This is a genomic window from Pseudomonas sp. B3(2017), assembly GCF_002113595.1.
Taxonomy (GTDB): Bacteria; Pseudomonadota; Gammaproteobacteria; order Pseudomonadales; family Pseudomonadaceae; genus Aquipseudomonas; species Aquipseudomonas ekonensis.
The window spans coordinates 38,103-58,969 of sequence record NZ_NEIU01000025.1 but is presented as its reverse complement, the minus strand read 5'-3'; the positions used below and the strand labels follow the sequence as shown (position 1 = coordinate 58,969).

At 66.0% G+C, this 20,867-nt stretch carries 23 protein-coding genes; 12 read left to right on the top strand and 11 right to left on the bottom strand.

Annotation, left to right across the window (positions count from 1 at the left end):
- Nucleotides 1-37 precede the first annotated feature (37 nt).
- From CAG33_RS25820 to CAG33_RS25810, 3 genes are all read right to left on the bottom strand, one after another.
- Nucleotides 38-325, bottom strand: a complete 288-nt coding sequence (locus CAG33_RS25820) for a PA4642 family protein (RefSeq protein WP_085584755.1) — start codon at nucleotides 323-325, stop codon at nucleotides 38-40.
- A gap of 63 nt (nucleotides 326-388) precedes the next feature.
- A complete protein-coding gene (locus tag CAG33_RS25815) occupies nucleotides 389-868 on the bottom strand; it encodes a hypothetical protein (RefSeq protein ID WP_085629380.1) in 480 nt (159 codons plus the stop codon).
- A 150-nt stretch (nucleotides 869-1,018) separates the two neighbouring features.
- Entirely contained in the window at nucleotides 1,019-1,576 is a 558-nt protein-coding gene (locus tag CAG33_RS25810) for a hypoxanthine-guanine phosphoribosyltransferase (RefSeq protein ID WP_085629378.1), read from the bottom strand.
- Between the two features lie 176 nt (nucleotides 1,577-1,752).
- Here CAG33_RS25810 and upp point away from each other — a divergent pair, with 176 nt between their 5' ends.
- Nucleotides 1,753-2,391 carry a uracil phosphoribosyltransferase gene (upp, locus tag CAG33_RS25805; RefSeq protein ID WP_085584749.1) on the top strand — a complete coding sequence of 213 codons (639 nt, stop codon included), beginning with the start codon at nucleotides 1,753-1,755 and terminating at the stop codon, nucleotides 2,389-2,391.
- Between the two features lie 2 nt (nucleotides 2,392-2,393).
- A complete protein-coding gene (locus CAG33_RS25800) occupies nucleotides 2,394-3,668 on the top strand; it encodes a uracil-xanthine permease family protein (protein WP_085641037.1) in 1,275 nt (424 codons plus the stop codon).
- A gap of 95 nt (nucleotides 3,669-3,763) precedes the next feature.
- On the opposite strand, the gene hemH is transcribed toward CAG33_RS25800, so the two are convergent.
- Both hemH and CAG33_RS25790 read right to left on the bottom strand, forming a co-directional pair.
- Complete coding sequence (gene hemH, locus CAG33_RS25795; RefSeq protein WP_085584745.1) at nucleotides 3,764-4,786, bottom strand: ferrochelatase; 1,023 nt, start codon at nucleotides 4,784-4,786, stop codon at nucleotides 3,764-3,766.
- A 13-nt stretch (nucleotides 4,787-4,799) separates the two neighbouring features.
- A complete protein-coding gene (locus tag CAG33_RS25790; RefSeq protein ID WP_085584743.1) occupies nucleotides 4,800-5,702 on the bottom strand; it encodes a TIGR01777 family oxidoreductase in 903 nt (300 codons plus the stop codon).
- A gap of 197 nt (nucleotides 5,703-5,899) precedes the next feature.
- On the opposite strand from CAG33_RS25790, the gene CAG33_RS25785 reads away from it, so the two are divergent.
- From CAG33_RS25785 to CAG33_RS25740, 10 genes are all read left to right on the top strand, one after another.
- Nucleotides 5,900-6,886, top strand: coding sequence for an NAD(P)/FAD-dependent oxidoreductase (locus CAG33_RS25785; RefSeq protein WP_085584741.1), 987 nt, complete (start codon nucleotides 5,900-5,902; stop codon nucleotides 6,884-6,886).
- A 162-nt stretch (nucleotides 6,887-7,048) separates the two neighbouring features.
- Nucleotides 7,049-8,008 carry a DUF523 and DUF1722 domain-containing protein gene (locus CAG33_RS25780; RefSeq protein ID WP_085641035.1) on the top strand — a complete coding sequence of 320 codons (960 nt, stop codon included), beginning with the start codon at nucleotides 7,049-7,051 and terminating at the stop codon, nucleotides 8,006-8,008.
- Nucleotides 8,008-8,949: a MerR family transcriptional regulator gene (locus CAG33_RS25775; protein WP_085584737.1), complete on the top strand. Its 942-nt coding sequence runs from the start codon at nucleotides 8,008-8,010 to the stop codon at nucleotides 8,947-8,949. Before CAG33_RS25780 ends, CAG33_RS25775 begins: the two co-directional genes overlap by 1 nt.
- A 20-nt stretch (nucleotides 8,950-8,969) precedes the next feature.
- Nucleotides 8,970-10,415: a deoxyribodipyrimidine photo-lyase gene (gene phrB, locus CAG33_RS25770; protein ID WP_085641041.1), complete on the top strand. Its 1,446-nt coding sequence runs from the start codon at nucleotides 8,970-8,972 to the stop codon at nucleotides 10,413-10,415.
- Nucleotides 10,408-10,830, top strand: a complete 423-nt coding sequence (locus tag CAG33_RS25765; protein ID WP_085584735.1) for a nuclear transport factor 2 family protein — start codon at nucleotides 10,408-10,410, stop codon at nucleotides 10,828-10,830. The genes phrB and CAG33_RS25765 overlap by 8 nt, the downstream gene beginning before the upstream one ends.
- Nucleotides 10,827-11,612 carry an SDR family oxidoreductase gene (locus tag CAG33_RS25760; RefSeq protein ID WP_085584733.1) on the top strand — a complete coding sequence of 262 codons (786 nt, stop codon included), beginning with the start codon at nucleotides 10,827-10,829 and terminating at the stop codon, nucleotides 11,610-11,612. Before CAG33_RS25765 ends, CAG33_RS25760 begins: the two co-directional genes overlap by 4 nt.
- Nucleotides 11,609-12,856, top strand: coding sequence for an NAD(P)/FAD-dependent oxidoreductase (locus CAG33_RS25755; protein WP_085629372.1), 1,248 nt, complete (start codon nucleotides 11,609-11,611; stop codon nucleotides 12,854-12,856). Before CAG33_RS25760 ends, CAG33_RS25755 begins: the two co-directional genes overlap by 4 nt.
- On the top strand, nucleotides 12,853-13,665 hold the full coding sequence (locus tag CAG33_RS25750; RefSeq protein WP_085584729.1) for a DUF1365 domain-containing protein: 813 nt from the start codon (nucleotides 12,853-12,855) through the stop codon (nucleotides 13,663-13,665). Before CAG33_RS25755 ends, CAG33_RS25750 begins: the two co-directional genes overlap by 4 nt.
- Nucleotides 13,652-14,923, top strand: coding sequence for a cyclopropane-fatty-acyl-phospholipid synthase family protein (locus CAG33_RS25745; RefSeq protein ID WP_085629370.1), 1,272 nt, complete (start codon nucleotides 13,652-13,654; stop codon nucleotides 14,921-14,923). Before CAG33_RS25750 ends, CAG33_RS25745 begins: the two co-directional genes overlap by 14 nt.
- Nucleotides 14,916-15,419: a DUF2878 domain-containing protein gene (locus tag CAG33_RS25740; protein ID WP_085584725.1), complete on the top strand. Its 504-nt coding sequence runs from the start codon at nucleotides 14,916-14,918 to the stop codon at nucleotides 15,417-15,419. The genes CAG33_RS25745 and CAG33_RS25740 overlap by 8 nt, the downstream gene beginning before the upstream one ends.
- Before the next feature lie 21 nt (nucleotides 15,420-15,440).
- On the opposite strand, the gene CAG33_RS25735 is transcribed toward CAG33_RS25740, so the two are convergent.
- The 6 genes from CAG33_RS25735 to hemA all read right to left on the bottom strand — a co-directional run bounded on the left by CAG33_RS25735 (nucleotide 15,441) and on the right by hemA (nucleotide 20,798).
- A complete protein-coding gene (locus tag CAG33_RS25735) occupies nucleotides 15,441-15,959 on the bottom strand; it encodes an acyloxyacyl hydrolase (protein ID WP_085584723.1) in 519 nt (172 codons plus the stop codon).
- 109 nt (nucleotides 15,960-16,068) lie between these two features.
- Nucleotides 16,069-16,860, bottom strand: coding sequence for a glutamate racemase (gene murI / locus CAG33_RS25730; RefSeq protein ID WP_085584721.1), 792 nt, complete (start codon nucleotides 16,858-16,860; stop codon nucleotides 16,069-16,071).
- Nucleotides 16,853-17,608: a molybdopterin-synthase adenylyltransferase MoeB gene (locus tag CAG33_RS25725; RefSeq protein WP_085584719.1), complete on the bottom strand. Its 756-nt coding sequence runs from the start codon at nucleotides 17,606-17,608 to the stop codon at nucleotides 16,853-16,855. Before CAG33_RS25725 ends, murI begins: the two co-directional genes overlap by 8 nt.
- Nucleotides 17,602-18,432: a peptide chain release factor N(5)-glutamine methyltransferase gene (gene prmC / locus CAG33_RS25720; RefSeq protein WP_085584717.1), complete on the bottom strand. Its 831-nt coding sequence runs from the start codon at nucleotides 18,430-18,432 to the stop codon at nucleotides 17,602-17,604. Before prmC ends, CAG33_RS25725 begins: the two co-directional genes overlap by 7 nt.
- Nucleotides 18,433-19,515 carry a peptide chain release factor 1 gene (gene prfA / locus CAG33_RS25715; RefSeq protein WP_085641033.1) on the bottom strand — a complete coding sequence of 361 codons (1,083 nt, stop codon included), beginning with the start codon at nucleotides 19,513-19,515 and terminating at the stop codon, nucleotides 18,433-18,435.
- A complete protein-coding gene (gene hemA / locus CAG33_RS25710; RefSeq protein ID WP_085584713.1) occupies nucleotides 19,512-20,798 on the bottom strand; it encodes a glutamyl-tRNA reductase in 1,287 nt (428 codons plus the stop codon). The genes prfA and hemA overlap by 4 nt, the downstream gene beginning before the upstream one ends.
- Nucleotides 20,799-20,867 lie beyond the last annotated feature (69 nt).

Genomic DNA, 20,867 nt, shown 5'->3' with positions numbered 1-20,867 from the left:
CTGCGAAGAGGGAGCCTGCTCCCTCTCCACAGGGTGCTCAGCCCCGGGCCTTCTCGATCAGCTCGATGTACTCCGGCGCGTTGCGCTGATCGCGGACCAGCTCGACGAAGGTCTTGCCCTGCTCGTCCTTGCCGTCCAGATCCAGGCCGGCGGCCAGGAAAAACGTCAGGAAGCGCTCGAAGTCGTCGATGCGCAGACCGCGATAGGCCTTGATCAGTTTGTGCAGCGACGGCGAGGTGGCATCGGCCGGCTCGAAGTCCAGGAATAGTTTGATCTGCTCATCGCCGATCTCGTCACCAATCACTTGCTTCTTATCTTTACGCATTGCCGACTCCAGCTCGCGGACATTTCACGGGGCGGGCAGTTTACCCCCGCGCAGGCTCGGCGCTCAACGCGACCGCACGGACCCGGTGTGCAAATCGGCCCAGATGTGGCCGTTGGCGTAACTGAGGAACTGGACATACACCGTGTCGTTGCGCAGCAGATCGATCACCACCCGGTACTGGGCCAGCGGGTAGAACAGCGTGAGGGTCTTGGCCTTGTCGTCATACGCCGGTTTTTTCAGGCTTTTGCTTTCGCCGTCGAAATTGACCAGCACCTGCGTGACCGTCGCGCCCTTGTTCAAGGACTTGCCCTTGAGGCGGATCATCAGCGACGAGGTGACCGGGATCGGCTGCTGGTTGGACTGACGCTGGGCCCCCACCACCACCGAATAGTCGGTGACCTGCAGCAATTGCTGCTGCTCGGGTTCGGCGTCGCGCAGGGTCAGGTCGTCCGGCGGCAGGAACTGGCTGTGCAGGGGCGCGGCGGCCAGGGGCAGGCTGAGGGTCAGGAACAAGGCGGCGCAGCTGCGGATCAAGAGGCTCATGACAGGCTCCGGGGGCGGGGCCGAGCACTCTAGCATGGGCTTGCGGGGGGATCAGCAGGTGCCTTCACTGACGCCATCGCCAGCAGGCTGGCTCCCACAGGGATGTGGGAACGGGCTTGCCCGCTCCCACAGGGTAAGGCTGCGGCGGGATTACATGCCTTTGACGGCGAAGATCCCGTTGGCGTTGCGCCAGTAGCCCTTGTAGTCCATGCCGTAGCCGAAGATGTAGCGGTCGACGCAGGGCAGGCCCACGAAGTCGGCCTTCAGGTCAGGCCGCGCCTTGCGGTCGTGATCCTTGTCGATCAGCACGGCAGTGTGCACCTGACGGGCGCCGGCGTGCTTGCAGAAGTCGATGATCGCGCCCAGGGTGTGGCCCTCGTCGAGGATGTCGTCGATGATCAGCACGTCGCGGTCGATGAACGAGACTTCCGGCTTGGCCTTCCAGAACAGGTCGCCGCCGGTGGTTTCGTTGCGGTAGCGGGTCGCGTGAAGGTAGGACGACTCCAGCGGGAACTGCAGGTGGGTCAGCAGCTTGCCGGAGAAGATCAGGCCGCCGTTCATCACACAGAACACCACCGGATTGCGGTCTGCCAGTTGCTCGTTGATTTGCGCACCGACGCGGGCGATGGCCGCCTCGACTTCAGCTTCGGTGTACAGGCAGTCAGCCTCTCGCATGATTTGACGGATATGCTCGAGATCAGCGGACATGGCGCTCTCCAGGGGGACTTTATAGGGGGGGCTAGTTTGGAAAAGCGGGCAAAGGTACGCATCCCGAACGGCCGAATCAAGCTTTTGTGGACTAACGTACTGTATGTCCTATAGGACATCACTCTCGGATAGATTAATCTAGGCCGGTTTTTTTGCCCGCCGCCGGAGCCTTTCCCATGCCCATCCTCGAGATCCGCCATCCGCTGATCCGCCACAAGCTCGGCCTCATGCGCCGCGCCGACATCAGCACCAAGAATTTCCGCGAGCTCGCTCAGGAAGTCGGCGCCCTGTTGACCTATGAAGCCACCAAAGACCTGCCCCTGGAGACCTATGACATCCCAGGCTGGTGCGGCACCGTGTCGGTCGAGAAGATCGCCGGCAAGAAGATCACCGTCGTGCCGATCCTGCGCGCCGGCATCGGCATGCTCGAAGGCGTACTGAGCCTGATCCCGGGCGCCAAGGTCAGCGCCGTGGGCGTGGCCCGCAACGAAGAGACGCTGCAGGCCCACACCTACCTTGAGAAACTCGTCCCGGAGATCGACGAGCGCCTGGCGATGATCATCGACCCGATGCTCGCCACCGGCAGCTCCATGGTCGCCACCATCGACCTGCTGAAGAAAGCAGGCTGCAAGGACATCCGCGCCATGGTGCTGGTGGCTGCGCCCGAAGGCATCGCCGCAGTCGAGCAGGCTCACCCGGACGTGACCATCTATACCGCTTCCATAGACCAGAAACTGAACGAACACGGTTACATCATCCCAGGGCTTGGCGATGCCGGTGACAAGATCTTCGGCACCAAGCAGAAGGACGCGTGACCATGCAGGACGAGTTCAACGATCCGCTCTGGCGCCAGGTGCTGTCCGGCGCGCAGATGCTGTTCGTGGCCTTCGGCGCCCTGGTTCTGATGCCGCTGATCACCGGGCTTGACCCGAACGTGGCGCTGTTCACCGCAGGCCTCGGCACCGTCCTCTTCCAAATCGTCACCGGGCGTCAGGTGCCGGTGTTCCTGGCCTCGAGCTTCGCCTTCATCACCCCGATCATTCTCGCCAAGGGCCAGTTCGGCCTGGCCGCGACCATGGGCGGCGTGATGGCGGCCGGTTTCGTCTACACCTTCCTCGGCCTGGCCGTGAAGATCAAGGGCACCGGGTTCATCGACCGCCTGCTGCCGCCGGTGGTGATCGGCCCCGTGATCATCTCCATCGGCCTGGCCATGGCGCCTATCGCCGCGAACATGGCGATGGGCAAGGCCGGCGACGGCTCCGAACTGATCCACTACCAGACCGCAATGATGATCTCGATGCCGGCACTGCTGACCACGCTGATCGTGGCGGTGTTCGGCAAAGGCATTTTCCGCCTGGTGCCGATCATCTCCGGCGTGCTGGTGGGCTTTGCGCTGTCGTTCTGGTTCGGCGTGGTCGACACCGCGAAGATCGCCGCGGCCCCGTGGTTCGCCCTGCCGAACTTCACCGCACCGGAGTTCAACTGGCAGGCGATCCTGTTCATCGTCCCGGTGGCCCTGGCCCCGGCCATCGAGCACATCGGCGGCGTGATCGCGGTGGGCAGCGTGACCGGCCGCGACTACCTGAAGAAGCCGGGCCTGCACCGCACCCTGTTCGGTGACGGCATCGCCACCACGGCGGCCGGCCTGTTCGGCGGCCCGCCCAACACCACCTACGCCGAAGTCACTGGCGCGGTGATGCTGACCAAGAACTACAACCCGAAAATCATGACCTGGGCGGCGATCTTCGCCATCAGCCTGGCGTTCATCGGCAAGTTCGGCGCGTTGCTGCAGAGCATTCCGGTGCCGGTGATGGGCGGGATCCTGTGCCTGCTGTTCGGCTCGATCGCGGCGGTGGGGATGAACACCCTGATCCGCCACAAGATCGACCTGGGCGAGGCGCGCAACCTGGTGATCGTGTCCGTGACCCTGGTGTTCGGCATCGGCGGCGTACTGATCGGCACCGGCAACGGCCCGGACGACTTCGGCCTCAAAGGCATCGCGCTGTGCGCGGTGGTGGCGATTGCGCTGAACCTGATCCTGCCGGGCAACGACAGCTGGAAGCACAAGAAGGCGGATGAGCCGCTGCTCTAAGGCTTCGGCCTGAAAGAAAACCATCGCCAGCAGGCGGGCTCCCACAGCAGGTGTTCAGTGAACCTCTGTGGAAGCCAGCCTGCTGGCGATGTCGTTTAAAGCGCCAGCGGCGCCCGTTCGCAGAGGGTCGCCAGCGCCTTCGCCCACTGTTCCTCGTCATTGAGGCACGGCACCAGCACCAACTCTTCCCCGCCCGCCTCAAGGAACTGCTCCTTGCCGCGGTCGCCGATCTCCTCCAGCGTTTCGATGCAATCGGCCACGAACGCCGGGCACATCACCAGCACCTTCTTCACGCCGTTCTTGGCCAACTCGTCCAGCCGCGCTTCGGTGTAGGGTTCGATCCACTTCGCGCGCCCCAGCCGCGACTGGAACGAGACCGACCACTTGCCGTCCGGGATGCCCATGCGCTTGGCGAACTCGGCCGCGGTGCGCAGGCACTGGCCGCGGTAACAGGTGGCGACCACCTCCGGCGGCGCCCCGGCGCAGCAGTCGCCGCCGCCTTCGAAACGGTGGCCCGGGTTGAGCTTCTTCAGGTGCCGTTCCGGCAAGCCATGGAAACTCAGCAGCAAGTGGTCGTAATCCTGCTGCAGGTGCGGCCGGGCGCTGGCCACCAGCGCGTCGAGGTATTCCGGCTGATCGTAGAACGGCTGCAGCACCGACAACTGCACGTCGAGGCGCTTCTCGCGCAGCACGCGTCGGGCCTCTTCGATCACCGTGGTGGTGGTGCTGTCGGCGAACTGCGGATACAGCGGCGCCAATGTGATGCGCTTGTGCCCCGCGGCCACCAGCCTGACCAGCGCCGACTCGATGGACGGCTCGCCGTAACGCATCGCCAGCTCCACCGGACCATGGGTCCACTGCTGGGTCATCTGCTGCTGCAGGCGGCGGCTGAGCACCACCAGCGGCGAGCCTTCGTCCCACCAGATCGAGGCATAGGCGTGGGCCGACTGCTCGGGGCGCTTGACCAGGATCAGCGACACCAGCAGACGCCGCACCGGCCAAGGCAGGTCGATCACGTAGGGATCCATCAGAAACTGATTGAGGTAGCGGCGCACGTCGGCCACCGAGGTGGAGGCCGGCGAACCCAGGTTGACCAGAAGCAAGGCGTGATCGGTCATGCAACATCCTATTTCAGAGGCGGCGGGCGATATCGTCCAGGGCCGCGCGTAAATCCGTGAACCGGAAAGTGAATCCTGCTTCCAGCAAGCGTGCCGGCATGGCTTTCTGGCCGCCGAGCAGCAGTTGCGACAGCTCGCCGAGGCCGACCTTCAGCGCCAGGGCCGGCATCGGCATGAACGCCGGGCGGTGCAGCGCTTGGCCCAAGGTCTTGGCGAACTCGCGGTTGCGCACCGGTTTCGGCGCGCAGGCATTATAAGGACCGTTGGCCCCGTTGAGGTGCAGAAGAAAATCAATCAGGGCGATTTGATCGTCGACATGAATCCACGGCATCCACTGCCGGCCGTTGCCCAGCGGCCCGCCCAGCCCGAGCCTGAACGGCAGCAGCAGGCGCGACAAAAAGCCGCCCTCGGCCGACAGCACCAGCCCCGTGCGCACCAGCACCACCCGGATGCCCAGGCCCTCGGCCCGTTGCGCGGTCTCTTCCCAGGCGACGCACAACTGACTGGCGAAATCATCGATCACCGGCGAAGCGGTTTCGTTCAGTTCCCGCTCGCCGCCGTCGCCGTACCAGCCCACCGCCGAGCCCGAAATCAGCAGCGACGGTTTCTGCGCACGGGTCTCAAGCCAAGCCAGCAAGGATTCGGTCAGCGTGATGCGGCTGCTCCACAGCAAGGCCTTGCGCCGGTGCGTCCAGGGCCGGTCGGCAATGGGCGCGCCAGCGAGGTTGACGATGGCGTCCAGCGGGCCGTCATCCAGGTCCTGCAACCGCGCAATGCCACGCACCTGTGCACCGCAAAGCTTGGCGACCTGTTCCGGGCGGCGGCTCCATACGGTCAACCGATGTCCCTGCTGCAGCCAGTGCCGACAGAGCTGCCGCCCGATCAAACCAGTACCGCCGGTCAGCAATATGTGCATGACATCTTCCTCGCGTGGCGTTTATCCCGGATCACTAGTCTATTTTTATAGGCAGGGATCTTTTCTATTGGGCGGGCTCTATTGTTTAACAATAGGCCAAGCTGTCAGAACGAAATCGCTGGAAGTTATACCAGAAAACAAAATTGTACAGCTTTCAATCACGGCGTAGTCTGTACAGAAAGGTAAACGAGGCCCCTATGACTGTACCTATCGCAATCATCGGCACCGGCATCGCCGGACTCTCTGCCGCCCAGGCCCTGACCGACGCCGGGCACAGCGTCCAGCTGTTCGACAAGAGCCGCGGCAGCGGCGGGCGCATGTCGAGCAAGCGCAGCGACGCCGGCGCGCTGGACATGGGGGCCCAATACTTCACCGCCCGCGACCGGCGCTTCGTCACCGAAGTGCAGCGCTGGCAGAGCAACGGCTGGGTCGCCGAATGGGCGCCGCAGCTCTATACCTTCCACGGCGGGCAACTGAACCTGTCGCCGGACGAGCAGACCCGCTGGGTCGGCACGCCGCGCATGAGCGCCATCACCCGCGGCCTGCTCGAAGGCCTGGAGGTGCATTTCGCCTGCCGCATCACCGAGGTCTACCGCGGCGAAGAACACTGGCACCTGCAGGATGCCGAAGGCTTCACCCACGGGCCGTTCAGCCATGTGGTGATCGCCACGCCAGCCCCGCAGGCCACGGCGCTGCTGGCCGCCGCGCCGAAACTCGCCGGGGCCGCCGCCGGGGTGAAGATGGAACCGACCTGGGCCGTGGCCCTGGCCTTCGAGACACCGCTGGACACCCCCATCGAAGGCTGCTTCGTCCAGGACAGCGCCCTCGACTGGCTGGCGCGCAACCGCAGCAAGCCGGGACGCGACACCACCCTCGACACCTGGGTGCTGCACGCCAGCAGCGCCTGGAGCCGCCAGCACATCGACCTGCCGAAGGAAGCGGTGATCGAACACCTGCACGGCGCGTTCGCCGAACTGCTGCACAGCGCCATGCCCGCCCCGGCCTTCAGCCTCGCCCACCGCTGGCTGTATGCCCGCCCGGCGAGCAGCCATGAATGGGGCACCCTGGCCGATGCCGACCTGGGCCTGTACGCCTGCGGCGACTGGTGCCTGTCCGGACGCGTCGAAGGCGCCTGGCTCAGCGGCCAGGAAGCGGCACGCAGGCTGCACGCGCATTTGCAGTAAGCCGATCTGCCCGCAACCGCGGGCAGGCTCGCTCCCGTCGGGCTGCCCTTCTCGCCCAAAAATCTATACAAACTGTTTGACTTGTACACCTTTGAATCTATGCTGAAGGCAATGTTGTACAGAATTTGAAATCTGTACAGGACTTCGATTCAAGGTGTCGCCATGCCCGACCATTGCCCCTCCCCCCCGAAAATCGCCGTCAGCGCCTGCCTGATGGGCGCCGAAGTGCGCTACAACGGCGGGCACAAGGCCTCGCGGCTGTGCACCGACACCCTCAGCGATTACTTCGAGTTCGTGCCGCTGTGCCCGGAAGTGGCGATCGGCCTGGGCACGCCCCGGCAGCCGATCCGGCTGGTGGGCGATCCGGATCACCCGCAAGCCCTCGGCACCGTCGACCGCCGGCTCGACGTCACCCGGGACCTGGCCGATTACGGACGGGCCATGGCCGACGGGCTGGATGACATCTGCGGCTACATCTTCATGCAGCAGTCTCCGTCCTGCGGGCTGGAGCGGGTCAAGGTCTACCACGACAACGGCGCGCCGGTCGGCGGCGGACGCGGGATCTACGCCCAGGCCTTCTGCGCCGGGCGCCCGGACTTGCCGGTGGAGGAAGCCGGACGCCTGAACGACCCGGTGCTGCGGGAAAACTTCATCACCCGGGTGTTCGCCTACCGCGACTGGCAGACCGTGACCGCACAGGGCCTGAGCCGCCGGGCCCTCACCGAATTCCACTCGCGCTACAAATACCTGCTGATGGCCCACAGCCCTGTCCACTACAAGGCGCTCGGCCATCTGCTGGGCAGCATGGGCCACAGCGATCCGGCCACGGTCGCCCCGCACTATTTCAGCGAACTGATGGCCGCCCTGAAGAAATGCGCCACGCGCGGCACCCACAGCAATGTGCTGCAGCACATCAGCGGCTACCTGAAGCAGGCGATCAGCGCGGCGGACAAACAGGAAATGCAGCAGGTCATCGGCCAGTACCGCCACGGCATCGTGCCGCTGGTGGTGCCGCTGACGCTGCTCAAGCACCACTTCCGGCGCCATCCGGATCCCTACATCGCGCAGCAGGTGTACCTGCAGCCGCCCCCCGAAAACCTCAGCCTGCGAAACGCCATTTGATGAACGCCACACCCGACACCAGCGCCCGGGAAGACCTGGGCGCGGATTTCAAGAAAGCCCTGGACGACGGCTGGCTGCCGATCCGCGAGGTGGCGCGCCAGACCGGGGTCAACGCCGTCACCCTGCGCGCCTGGGAGCGCCGCTACGGCCTGGTGGTGCCCCAGCGCACTCCCAAGGGGCACCGTCTGTACTCGGCCGAGCACGTGCAGCGCATCCGGGCGATCCTCACCTGGCTCGACCGCGGGGTCGCGGTCAGCCAGGTCAAACCGCTGCTCGACACCCCGCAGGCGTTCAACGAAACGGCGACCAGCGATTGGCAGCCGCAGTTGCAGAACCTGTTGACCGCCGTCACGCAATTGAACGAACGCAGCCTCGATGACGGTTTCAACCAGGCCATGGCCCTGTACCCGCCGCGCACCCTGTGCGACCAACTGCTGATGCCGCTGCTGGCGGCGCTCGAACAACGCTGGCAGGGCCAGTTCGGCAGCGAGATGGAGCGGGTGTTCTTTTATTCCTGGCTGCGCAGCAAATTCGGCGCGCGCATCTACCATAACAATCGCCAGTTGCGCACGGCGCCGCTGCTGCTGGTCAATCAGTCGGACCTGGCGCTGGAGCCGCGCCTGTGGCTCTGCGCCTGGCTGATCAGCGGCAGCGACTGCCCGGTTCAGGTGTTCGACTGGCCGTTGCCGCCGGCAGAGCTGGCGATGGCGGCCGAACAGCTGCATGCGCGGGGCGTCCTGCTGTATTCCAGCAAGGCCCTGAACCTGGCCCAGTTGCCGAAACTGTTGAGCGGCGTCGGCTGCCCGACAATGATCGCCGGAGCGACGGTGCGCATCCACCACGCCGAGCTGTCCGGCCAAGCTTGCGAACACACTGAGTTGTCCCTGGCCGAAGATCCCTTGTCGGCCCACCAGGGGCTCCTTCAGTGCGGATTGATCTGATGAGGTTGGAACAAGGCACCATGCAATTGATCTGGCTGCGCAGCGACCTGCGCCGACACGACAACACCGCCCTCGCCGCAGCCGCCGGCCGGGGCCCGACCGTGGCCGTGTACCTGTTGAGCCCCGAGCAATGGCAGATCCATGACGATGCCGCCTGCAAGGTCGATTTCTGGCTGCGCAACCTGCATGAATTGAGCGCGGCCCTGGGCGAGCTGAACATTCCCCTGCTGATCCGCACCGCACCTCGCTGGGATCAGGTGCCCGAGGTGCTGCTCGACCTGTGCCGGCAGTTGCGGATCGAGGCCGTGCACGTGAACGAAGAGTACGGCCTCCACGAAAGCCGCCGGGACGCCGCCGTCGCCCGTGCCCTGCACGCCGAAGACATTACGTTCACCAGCCACCTCGACCAATTGCTGTTCAGGCCCGGCAGTGTGCTGACCAAAACCGGTGGCTACTTTCAGGTGTTCAGCCAGTTCCGCAAGGTCTGCCACGAGCGCTTGCACCGTTCGATGCCGTCGTTGGTGAGAGCGCCGGGCAAGCAGGCGCCGCTGGAGATCGAAAGCGATCCGGTGCCCGAAGCCGTCGTAGGGTTTGCGCCCCCCAGCCCATCCCTGCGCGCCCTCTGGCCGGCCGGCGAGGCCGAAGCCCAGCGGCGCCTCGACACCTTTGCCGACGCGCAGATCGACTATTACCAGAGCGAACGCGACTTCCCCGCCAAGCCGGGCACCAGCCAGCTATCCGCTTACCTCGCCGCCGGCGTCCTGTCGCCGCGCCAATGCCTGCACGCCGCGCTGCAAAGCAACCAGGGCGAGTTCGAAAGCGGCAAGGCCGGCGCCGTCACCTGGATCAACGAGCTGCTTTGGCGCGAGTTCTACAAGCACATCCTGGTGGGCTACCCACGGGTCTCCCGCCATCGCGCCTTCCGCCCGGAAACCGAAGCCCTGCCGTGGCGCGATGCGCCAGAGGACCTGGCGGCCTGGCAAGAGGCGCGCACGGGCCTGCCGATCATCGACGCGGCCATGCGCCAATTGCTGGAGACCGGCTGGATGCACAACCGCCTGCGCATGGTGGTGGCGATGTTCCTGACCAAGAACCTGCTGATCGACTGGCGCGAGGGCGAGCGCTTTTTCATGCGCCACCTCATCGACGGCGACCTGGCGGCGAACAACGGCGGCTGGCAGTGGAGCGCCTCGACCGGCACCGATGCGGCGCCCTACTTCCGCATTTTCAATCCGCTGAGCCAGTCGGAGAAATTCGACGGCGAAGGCGTGTTCATCAAACACTGGCTGCCGCAATTGGCCGGGCTGAACAAAAAGGACGTGCACAACCCGGCGGCCCTCGGCGGCCTGTTCGGCGTGGCGGACTACCCGGCGCCGATCGTCAACCTGGGCACCTCACGGGAACGGGCGTTGGCGGCCTTCAAGAACCTGCCGTCCCGTTCGTCTACAGGAGAGGGCCATGAGTGAGTTCCTGCGCCGCTTCGCCCATCGGTTCGCCGAACTGGACAAGGACAACCTGCACCGCCTCGGCGAGCTGTACAGTGACGACATCCATTTCACCGATCCGCTGCACGAAGTGCAGGGACTGGCGCAATTACGTGAATTGTTCGGCGAAATGTATGCCAATGTCAGCGAACTGCGCTTCGACTTTCACGGCTTCGACCAGATCGGCGACTGCGAGGGCTATCTGCGCTGGGTCATGACCTACCGCCATCCGCGCCTGGCCCGCGGGCGGCCGATCCGGGTCGGCGGCTGCTCGCACTTGCTCTGGCGCGACAAGGTTTACCGCCACCGCGACTATTTCGATGCCGGGGCGCTACTTTATGAACATCTACCCGTATTGGGCCGGGCGATCGCCTGGCTGAAAAGGAGAATGGGATGAATCGTCGCACGCTTCAGCGGCGGTATTGGCTGACCGGTGCCAGCAGCGGCATCGGTGCGGCATTGGCCGAGGAGATTCTTAAGACCGGGGCGCATGTGGCGGTCAGCGCCCGCCAGACCGCACCGCTCAAGGTGTTGGCGCAACGCTATCCGGGCCAGGTGCTGGTGGTGCCGGGCGACCTGACGAACAGCCAGACCGTGCGGGAAATTGGCGAGCGGATCGCCGGAGAATGGGGCTCGCTGGACACGGTGATCCTCAACGCCGGCACCTGCGAATACGTCGATGCCCATCAGTTCGACGCCTCGATCGTCGAACACGTGGTGCGCACCAACCTGCTCGCCACCAGTTACTGCATCGAAGCCGCCCTGCCCCTGCTGCGCAAGGGCAGGGCGCCGCACCTGGTCGGCATGGCCAGCTCGGTCACCTACCTGCCGCTGCCCAGGGCGGAGGCCTATGGCGCCTCGAAGGCCGGCCTGCGCTACCTGTTCGAATCGCTGCGCATCGACCTGGCGGACGAAGGCATCGAAGTCACTGTCGTCAGCCCGGGCTTCGTCGATACGCCCCTGACTGCACAAAACGACTTTCCGATGCCGTTGAGCTGGCCGGCGGACAAGGCCGCCCGGCACATCTTCGCCAGCCTGCGGAACCGCCCGCTGGAGATCGCGTTCCCGGCGCTGTTCATGGCGGCGCTGTGGCCGCTGTCGAAGCTGCCGGCGCGGGCGCAACTGGCGATCGGCAAGCGCATGGTGCGCAGCACGCCGCCGCTCAAGGACGCCACGTGAACATCGCCGTCGTCGGCAGCGGCATCGCGGGCCTGACCTGCGCTTACCTGCTTGCGCGACGGCACGACGTCACCCTGTTCGAGGCCGCCGACCGCATCGGCGGCCACACGCACACGGCCCAGGTGACGGTCGGGGGGCGCGAGTACGCGGTGGACACCGGCTTCATCGTGTTCAACGACAGGACGTACCCGAACTTCATGCACATCCTCGGGCAACTGGGCGTGCGCTTCCGGCCCACCGAAATGAGCTTTTCGGTGACCGACCCGGACACCGGCCTCGAATACAACGGCAACAACCTCGACAGCCTGTTCGCCCAGCGCCGCAACCTGCTGTCGCCGGGGTTCTGGGGCATGCTGCGCGACATCCTGCGCTTCAACCGGAGCGCCCGGCGCGACCTGGCCGAACGACGGATCGCCGCCGACACCACCCTGGACGACTACCTGAAGGCCGGCGGCTACGGCGAACGCTTCATCCTGCATTACATCGTGCCGATGGGAGCGGCGATCTGGTCGATGCCCATGGCCGGGATGCTCAGGTTTCCGTTGCGGTTCTTCGTGCGGTTCTTCGAGAACCACGGCTTGTTGTCCGTCAGCGACCGCCCGCAATGGCAGGTGATCGAAGGCGGCTCAAGCGCCTACCTTGCACCGCTGAGCGCTGCATTCCGGGACAGGATCCGTCTGGGCTGCCCGGTCGAGCGGGTGGTCCGCGACGGGCGCGGCGTCGATATCCACAGCCCCGCCGGCCGCGAACGCTTCGACAAAGTGGTGCTGGCCTGCCACAGCGACCAGGCGCTGAGCCTGCTCGACCGCCCCAGTTCCGCCGAACAGGCAGTGCTCGGCGCCCTGCCCTACGCCGACAACGAAGTGGTGCTGCACACCGACATCCGACTGCTGCCCACCCGCAAACGGGCCCGGGCCAGCTGGAACGTGCGCCTGGGCGGCGCCGGCGATGCCTTGCCGGCGGTCACCTACGACATGAACATCCTGCAGGGCATCCAGAGCGACACCACGTTTTGCGTCAGCCTCAACCAGAGTGCCGGCATCACGCCCGCCAGCATCCTCGGCCGCTACCTCTATGCGCATCCGCAGTTCAGCCTGGCGGCGGTGGCGGCCCAGGCACGCTGGACCGAACTCGATGGCCGGCAACACACCCACTACTGCGGCGCCTACTGGGCCAACGGCTTTCATGAAGACGGCGTGGCCAGTGCCTTGCGGGTGGCGGCCGCGTTCGGGGAACGGCTGTGAACAGCGCCCTGTACAGCGGCTGGATCACGCACCGGCGGTTCGCCCCCTGCCGCCATGCGTTCCGCTACCGGATCGGCTTGCTGTACTTGGATCTGACCGAGCAAGAGACCGTGCTCGGGCTCTCGCCGCTGGCGGGGCGCAGCCGTTTCGCCCCGTTCTCGTTCCGCGAGCGCGATTACCTCAAGGCGTTTTCCCAGCCCGGCGAACGCCTGAGCGACGCCGTGCGCCGCCAGGTCGGCCTCGCCATCGGCCATGAGCCTCAAGGCGCGATCCACTTGCTGACCCAGCCCCGAAGCTTCGGCCTGGCGTTCAACCCGGTGAGTTTCTTCTATTGCCACGAACCCTGCGGCCGGTTGGCGGCGATTCTCTGTGAGGTCAGCAATACGCCGTGGCGCGAGCGCTACCACTACGTGCTGCCGGCCCGGTCGGACGACCCGCCGGACAGTCACCGGCATTTCACGGTGGCCAAGGCGTTCCATGTGTCGCCGTTCCTGCCGCCGGACCTTGAGTACCGCATGAGCTTCAGCCCCGTCGGCGAGGCCCTCGGTGTGCACATGGCCGACTGGCAGGACGGCCGCAAGCTGTTCGACGCCACCCTCGACCTGCACCGCGAAACGCTCGACCGCCACAGCCTGCACCGCCACCTGCGGCGGTTCCCGTGGATGACCGGCAAGACCGCCGTGACGATCTACTGGCAGGCCCTGCGCCTGCTGCTCAAGCGTGCGCCGCTGTTCACCCATCACGCCGCCGACGGTCATATGCGCACGGCCACCCTCCCTGCCGAGGAACACCGCCATGAAGTCCCCTAGCGTTTCGGCCAGGGCCGGCCTGCTCTGCGTCCATGGGCTGAGCGGTTCCCTGCTGCGCCGAGGCGTGCTGCGCCAGCTGGCGCGGATCAGGCACGGGCAACTGGTGCTGGTCGAGGACGGTCGTCACCAGACCTTCGGCGTCGCCGGCAGCGGGCCGACCGGCGAGATCCACGTGCACGATGCAGCGGTCTGGGGCATGGTCGCGGCCAACGGCTCGATCGGTTCCGGCGAGGCCTACATTCAAGGTTACTGGAGCTCGCCCGACCTGACGGCCGTGGTGAGGGTGTTCGTCAGCAACCTCGACGTGCTCGACGGCATGGAGCGCGGAATGGCGCTGCTCGGACGCCCGTTCATCCGCACCCTGCACTGGCTCAACCGCAACACGCACAAGGGATCGCAAAGGAACATCGCCGCCCACTACGACCTGGGCAACGACCTGTTCGAGCAATTCCTCGATCCGACCATGATGTATTCGGCGGCGCAGTTCCTGCACCCCGACGACAGCCTGGAGCAGGCGCAACTGAACAAGCTGGAGCGGATCTGCCAGAAGCTCGCGCTCACGCCCGGCGACCATCTGCTGGAGATCGGCACCGGCTGGGGCAGCATGGCGCTGTATGCCGCGCAGCGCTACGGCTGCCGGGTGACCACCACGACGCTGTCCAAGGCGCAGTACGCGTTCACCGCCGCGCGCATCGAACGCCTTGGCCTGCAGGATCGGGTGACCTTGCTGCTCAAGGACTACCGCGACCTCACAGGGCAGTACGACAAGCTGGTGTCGATCGAGATGATCGAGGCGGTCGGCCACCGGTTTCTGCCGACTTACTTCAAGCAGTGCGCGCACCTGCTCAAAAGCAACGGCCTGATGCTGCTGCAGGCGATCACCATCCGCGAACAGCGCTACGAGCAGGCCAGGCGCGGGGTGGATTTCATCCAGCGCTACATCTTTCCCGGCGGCGCCCTGCCCTGCGTGCAGAAGATGCTCGAGATCGTCAGCCGCGACACCGACATGAACCTGCTGCACATGGAAGACTTCGGCCTGCACTACGCCCGCACGCTGCGCCTGTGGCACGAGAACTTCCGCCGCGCCCGGGGGCCTCTGGCCGAACTGGGCTACGACGACGGCTTTCTGCGGATGTGGGAGTTCTACCTGTGCTACTGCGAGGGCGGCTTCCTGGAGCGCACCATCGGCACCGCCCAGTTGCTGCTGGCCAAACCGGCGGCCATGCCGGCGCCGCTGTTGGGACGCTTCGATGCCTGAACGCCTGGCCAACGCCGTCCTGTTCCAGATCGGCTGGCTGGCCTGCGTGCTCGGGGGCAACAGCCTGTGGCTGCTGCTGGCGCTGGCGGTGCTGGTGATCCACCTGCGCTGGATCAGCAGCTGGGCGGCGGAAGGCCGGCTGATCCTCTGCGTGGTGATCGTCGGCACCGCCGTGGACAGCGTGCTGCGGGGATCGGGGGTGTTCGAGTTCCCGGATCCGTCGCCGCTGATCCCGCTGTGGCTGATGCTGCTGTGGGCGCTGCTGGGCACCACGCTGCGCCATTGCCTGCGATGGAGCGCCCGGCCGTGGTGGCGGGCGAGCCTGCTCGGCGCGGCGGGCGGTGCGTTGTCGTATGGCGCCGGCGGGCAACTGTCCGGCGTAGGGTTCGCCTATGGGCAATGGCCGACCCTGATCGGCATCGGCCTGCTGTGGGCGCTGCTGTTCCCGCTGCTGCACGGAATGGCCCGGCGCCTTGACGGCGCCGGCGCCCCCTGATCGGCTGCTGTGCTCGGGAACCTACAGCGGCATCGTGTAATGCAGCGAGTAGCTCTCTACCCCGTCGTTGCTGCTGGCAAGGCCGGCGTTGGAGTAGTGCGTCGCGCGGATCCCGACCTCATGCCCGCCGTTGAAGCGCAGGCCGAAACCGAAGCGATCCTCGAACTGGAAGGCGCCGCCGATGTTGTTGTCCTCGTACTTGGTGTTGGAGAACACCGCGACGCCGATCCCCGCCTCGACATACGGCTTGACCGACTGGCCGGCGAACTCATAGACGAACACCGGCGAGAACGACAGGCTGTTGTTGCTGGAGGTCTTGTCGCCTTCCCAATAGGTGTAGGCGCCGCTCCAGTAGCCGGTCAGGCGACCGACATCGCTCTGCAGCCAACTCTTGTCCCAGTCGAAGTTCATGCCCAGGCGATAGGTCATGGTCGAATCGCTGGTCGCCCCGACCCCGAACTCGACGCCGGCGGCTTGTGCGGTAAAACTGTGCCCCATCAGTGCAGCCGCAATCGCGGCCAAGCAGAATAGTCGCTTCACTTGAAACATCCTTTTCCGAACGGTCGTATGGTTGTTATGTGACTCAACGCTATAGAAGTCCGCGCTTAAACTGAAGTTCAGCTTATTTTTCGGTTATTACACAAATTTCTTACAAACCCAAGCTTTGCACATCGTCAGACGTTTGCCCCAGCAATGGCAGGACTGTTCTGAAGGCCTGCGGATCGCCGCTGGTCCAGAACCGCGCCGGCCGGCTCGGCCCCTCGGCGAGCGCGCCGCGTTCGGCCAACAGCCGCTGGAGTTGCCGGGCCACGGCGGCGCCGGTGTCGATGAGGCTGATGTCCGCGGGGAGCAAGGTCGCGAGCATCGGCTTGAGGAACGGATAATGGGTGCAGCCGAGGATGATCGTATCGCAGCCGGCGGCCAGCAGTGGCTCGACGTAGCCGTGCAGCATCCGGCGCAGCGCGTCGCTGTGCAGGTCGCCGCCTTCGATCAGCTCCACCAGGCCCGGGCAGGGCTGGGTGATGACCTTCACGTCCGTGGCGAAGCGGTCGAGCAGTGCGGCGAACTTGGCGCTGGCCAGGGTGCCGGTGGTGGCCAGCACACCGACCACGCCGCTGCGGGTGGCGGCGGCGGCCGGCTTGACGGCGGGCTCCATGCCGACGATCGGCCAGTCGGGGAAGTCCCGCCGCAGGTCGGCCACGGCGGCCACGGTGGCGGTGTTGCAGGCGAGCACCAACGCCTTGGCGCCCTGCTCGCGGAAGAAGGCGGCCATCAGGGCGCAACGCTGACGGATGAATTCCGGGGTTTTCTCGCCGTAGGGAATGTGGCCGCAATCGGCGAAGTACAGGATCGATTCGCCGGGCAGCAGACGCTGGATCTCCGCCAGCACCGACAAGCCGCCGACGCCGGAGTCGAACACCGCGACCGGGGCCTCACGCATGCGGCGCACCGCACACGCTGCAGCCCGGATCGCGCTTGACCCGCAGCTCACGGAACCGCGAACCCAGCGCATCGATCAACAGCAGCCGCCCCACCAGCGGTTCGCCGAACCCCGCCAGCAGCTTCATGGCCTCCAGCGCCTGAAGGCTGCCGACCAGGCCCACCAGCGGCCCGACCACGCCGGCCTCGCTGCAGGTCAGTTCGGCTTCGCTGCCGTGCCCGTAGAGGCAGTGGTAGCAGGGGCTTTCGGCCCGGCGCGGGTCGAACACCGACAGCTGCCCTTCGAGGCGGATCGCCGCGCCGCTGACCAGCGGCTTGCGGGCCGCCACGCAAGCGGCGTTGACCGCCTCTCGGGTGGAGAAGTTGTCGGAGCAGTCGAGCACCAGATCCACCGCCGCCACCGCTGCGGCGAGGGAATCCTCGTCCAGGGCCTGGCGGTGCGGCACGAGGCGGATCTCGGGGTTGATCGCCCCCAGCCGCTTGAGCGCCGAGTCGACCTTGGTCATGCCGACGCTGTCGGTGTCGTGGATGATCTGGCGTTGCAGGTTGGTCAGGTCGACCGTGTCGAAGTCCGCCAGGTGCAGCTCGCCGACACCCGCCGCCGCCAGATACAGGGCCACCGGCGCGCCGAGCCCGCCGAGGCCGACGATCAATGCCCGGCTGTCCTTGAGCCGCAGCTGGCCGTCGATGTCGACGTGCTGCAGCAGGATCTGCCGGCTGTAGCGCAACAATTCCTGATCATTCAGCACGGCAGGCGCCCCAGGCTGATCCGTTGGTGGCCGCCCAGGTCGGTGCGGCTGTGGACGTCTTCGAAACCGCGGGTCAGCAGCAGGTCGCGCACGGCCTCGGCCTGATCATAGCCGTGCTCGAGCATCAGCCAGCCACCGGCCTCCAGATGCTGCGGCGCTTGGGCGACGATCAGGCGCAGGTCGTCGAGCCCGTCGGCGCCGGCCACCAGCGCGCTGGCCGGCTCGAAGCGCACATCGCCTTCGGCCAGGTGCGGGTCGGCGGCGCGGATGTACGGCGGGTTGCTGATGATCAGCCCGAAGCGCTGGCCTTGCAGCGAACTGAACCAATGGCTGCTCAGCACCTTGGCGTTGCTCAGGTTCAGGCGCTGGCGGTTGCGCTCGGCCAGGGCCACGGCCTCCGGCACGCGGTCCACGGCGGTGACCTGCCAGGCCGGGCGCTCGCTGGCCAGGGCCAGGGCGATGGCGCCGGTGCCGGTGCCGAGGTCGAGGACGCTGGCCGGGGTCGCCGGCAGCAATTCGAGGGCGGCCTCCACCAGCAGCTCGGTGTCCGGGCGCGGGATCAGGGTGTGCGGCGCCACTTCCAGGTCGAGTTTCCAGAACCCTTGCTGACCGAGGATGTAGGCCACCGGCTCGCCGCTGCGGCGGCGTTGCAGGTATTCGGTGAACACCAGCACCACCTCGCTCGGCACGATGCGCTCGGGCCAGGTGTGCAGGAAACTGCGCGGCTTGCCCAGGGCGGCGGCCAGCAGCAGCTCGGCGTCCAGGCGGGCGGTGGGCGAGTCGGGCAGTTCGGCGGCGCGCAGCAGGCTGGCGATGATGGTCATTTATTCACCTATCGCTGCGAGCTGGTCAGCCTGGTATTCGGCCAACAGCGGTTCGATCACCGCTTCGACGCCGCCGGCGAGGATCTCGTCGAGGGAATACAGGGTCAGGTTGACGCGGTGGTCGGTGACCCGGCCCTGGGCGAAGTTGTAGGTGCGGATGCGCTCGGAACGGTCGCCGGAGCCCACCAGCAGCTTGCGCTCGCTGGCGATGGCGCTGGCGGCGGCGGCGGTCTGCTGGTCGTTGAGCTTGGCCGACAGCCAGGCCATCGCCCGCGCGCGGTTCTTGTGCTGGGAGCGTTCTTCCTGGCATTCGACCACAATGCCGGTCGGCAAGTGGGTGATGCGGATCGCCGAGTCGGTCTTGTTCACGTGCTGACCGCCGGCCCCGGAGGAACGGTAGGTGTCCACGCGCAGATCCGCCGGGTTGATCTCGATCGCTTCCTGCTCGTCCGGCTCCGGCAGCACCGCCACGGTGCAGGCCGAGGTGTGGATGCGGCCCTGGGATTCGGTGGCCGGCACACGCTGCACACGGTGGGCGCCGGACTCGAACTTCAGCTTGCCGTAGACGTTGTCGCCTTCGACCCGGGCAATGACTTCTTTGTAGCCGCCGTGCTCGCCCTCGTTCTCCGAGAGGATCTCCACGCGCCAGCCGCGCTTCTCGGCATAGCGCGAGTACATGCGGAACAGGTCGCCGGAGAAGATCGCCGCTTCGTCGCCGCCGGTGCCGGCACGGATCTCCAGGAACACGTTGCGTCCGTCGTTCGGATCCTTGGGCAGCAGCATGCGCTGCAGGTCGGCCTCAAGAACCACCAGTCGCTCCTTGGCTTCGCGGACTTCTTCCACGGCCATTTCGCGCAGGTCCGGGTCGCTGTCCTTGAGCAGCGCCTGGGCGCCTTCGAGGTCGCCTTGCACGCTGAGCAGCTTCTTGTAGGCCTCGACGACCGGCTCGACTTCCGCGTATTCCTTCGAATAGGTGCGGAACTTGGCCTGATCGGAAATGACTTCGGCGTCGCCCAGCAGCGCCGTCAGTTCCTCGAAACGTTCCTGGAGAGTCTCCAGCTTATTGAGCAGTGACGCTTTCATTGCGGTTTTTTATCCGAAAAGCTATCCGGTGAGCCCTCAAGGGCAAAGAGTTCCTGGGCCATGGCCAGCGCATCGACGCGGCCTTCGGCAGAAAGCTTTTTCAACTGCACGCTCGGCGCGTGCAGGAGTTTGTTGGTCAGGCCCCGGGCCAGCTGGCCCAGCACGTCTTCGGCGTTGCCGCCGTTGGCCAGCGAGCGCAAGGCCTTCTGCAGCTCTTCGTCGCGCAGGCGCTCGCTCTGTTGACGATAGGCCTTGAGCACGTCGACCGCCGCCAGTTCGCGCAGGCGCGCCATGAAATCGTCGGCGCCGACCGAGACCATCTCCTCGGCGGCCTGGGCAGCGCCCTGGCGGCTCTTGAGGTTCTCGGCGACCACTTCGTGCAGGTCGTCGACGCTGTAGAGATAGACGTCGTCCAGCTCGCCCACTTCCGGCTCGATGTCCCGGGGCACGGCGATGTCGACCATGAAGATCGGCTTGTGCTTGCGCTGCTTCAGCGCGCTTTCCACCGCGCCCTTGCCCAGGATCGGCAACTGGCTGGCGGTGGAACTGATGACGATGTCGCTGCGCACCAGCTCCGCCGGGATGTCCGACAGCAGCACCGCGTGGGCGCCGAACTGCTCGGCCAGCAGGCTGGCGCGCTCCAGGGTGCGGTTGGCCACGACGATGCGCTTGACCCCCAGCTCGTGCAGGTGGCGGGCGACCAGGGTGATGGTCTCACCGGCGCCGATCAGCAAGGCCTGGCTGCGCTGCAGGTCGCTGAAGATCTGCTTGGCCAGGCTGACGGCGGCAAAGGCCACGGACACCGGGTTCTCGCCGATGGCGGTGTCGGTGCGCACCTGCTTGGCGGCATTGAACGTCGCCTGGAACAGGCGCCCCAGCAACGGGCCGATGGTGCCGGCCTCGCGGGCCACGGCGTAGGCCGACTTCATCTGGCCCAGGATCTGCGGCTCGCCCAGCACCAGCGAGTCGAGCCCGGAGGCGACGCGCATCATGTGACGAACGGCCGCATCGTCTTCATGCACGTAGGCGCTGGCGCGCAGCTCGTCGAAGCTCAATTGGTGGTATTCGGCCAACCAGCGCAGCACGATCTCCGCCGACAGGTGATCCTGTTCTATATAGAGTTCGCTGCGGTTGCAGGTGGAGAGGATCGCCGCTTCGCGGCTGTCGGTGAGCCGGCAGAGCTGCTGCAGGGCCTCGACCAGCTGCTCAGGGGTAAAGGCCACGCGCTCGCGGACGTCTACTGAAGCAGTCTTGTGGTTGATACCGAGTGCGAGGAAGGCCATTCAAGGTCGCTGATGGTGACGTGAAGCCGGCAATTGTCCTACTTCGAAAGATCCAGAACAACTACCGCC

What these genes read in the sequence shown, in the direction of transcription:
- prmC (WP_085584717.1), bottom strand. Translation starts at nt 18,432, where the DNA reads ATGACCATCATCGCCAGCCTGCTGCGCGCCGCCGAACTGCCCGACTCG.
- CAG33_RS25820 (WP_085584755.1), bottom strand. Translation starts at nt 325, where the DNA reads ATGCGTAAAGATAAGAAGCAAGTGATTGGTGACGAGATCGGCGATGAG.
- CAG33_RS25765 (WP_085584735.1), top strand. Translation starts at nt 10,408, where the DNA reads ATGAGTGAGTTCCTGCGCCGCTTCGCCCATCGGTTCGCCGAACTGGAC.
- CAG33_RS25790 (WP_085584743.1), bottom strand. Translation starts at nt 5,702, where the DNA reads ATGCACATATTGCTGACCGGCGGTACTGGTTTGATCGGGCGGCAGCTC.
- CAG33_RS25780 (WP_085641035.1), top strand. Translation starts at nt 7,049, where the DNA reads ATGCCCGACCATTGCCCCTCCCCCCCGAAAATCGCCGTCAGCGCCTGC.
- CAG33_RS25745 (WP_085629370.1), top strand. Translation starts at nt 13,652, where the DNA reads ATGAAGTCCCCTAGCGTTTCGGCCAGGGCCGGCCTGCTCTGCGTCCAT.
- CAG33_RS25775 (WP_085584737.1), top strand. Translation starts at nt 8,008, where the DNA reads ATGAACGCCACACCCGACACCAGCGCCCGGGAAGACCTGGGCGCGGAT.
- CAG33_RS25785 (WP_085584741.1), top strand. Translation starts at nt 5,900, where the DNA reads ATGACTGTACCTATCGCAATCATCGGCACCGGCATCGCCGGACTCTCT.
- murI (WP_085584721.1), bottom strand. Translation starts at nt 16,860, where the DNA reads ATGCGTGAGGCCCCGGTCGCGGTGTTCGACTCCGGCGTCGGCGGCTTG.
- CAG33_RS25740 (WP_085584725.1), top strand. Translation starts at nt 14,916, where the DNA reads ATGCCTGAACGCCTGGCCAACGCCGTCCTGTTCCAGATCGGCTGGCTG.
- CAG33_RS25815 (WP_085629380.1), bottom strand. Translation starts at nt 868, where the DNA reads ATGAGCCTCTTGATCCGCAGCTGCGCCGCCTTGTTCCTGACCCTCAGC.
- CAG33_RS25800 (WP_085641037.1), top strand. Translation starts at nt 2,394, where the DNA reads ATGCAGGACGAGTTCAACGATCCGCTCTGGCGCCAGGTGCTGTCCGGC.
- prfA (WP_085641033.1), bottom strand. Translation starts at nt 19,515, where the DNA reads ATGAAAGCGTCACTGCTCAATAAGCTGGAGACTCTCCAGGAACGTTTC.
- phrB (WP_085641041.1), top strand. Translation starts at nt 8,970, where the DNA reads ATGCAATTGATCTGGCTGCGCAGCGACCTGCGCCGACACGACAACACC.
- CAG33_RS25760 (WP_085584733.1), top strand. Translation starts at nt 10,827, where the DNA reads ATGAATCGTCGCACGCTTCAGCGGCGGTATTGGCTGACCGGTGCCAGC.
- upp (WP_085584749.1), top strand. Translation starts at nt 1,753, where the DNA reads ATGCCCATCCTCGAGATCCGCCATCCGCTGATCCGCCACAAGCTCGGC.
- hemH (WP_085584745.1), bottom strand. Translation starts at nt 4,786, where the DNA reads ATGACCGATCACGCCTTGCTTCTGGTCAACCTGGGTTCGCCGGCCTCC.
- hemA (WP_085584713.1), bottom strand. Translation starts at nt 20,798, where the DNA reads ATGGCCTTCCTCGCACTCGGTATCAACCACAAGACTGCTTCAGTAGAC.
- CAG33_RS25810 (WP_085629378.1), bottom strand. Translation starts at nt 1,576, where the DNA reads ATGTCCGCTGATCTCGAGCATATCCGTCAAATCATGCGAGAGGCTGAC.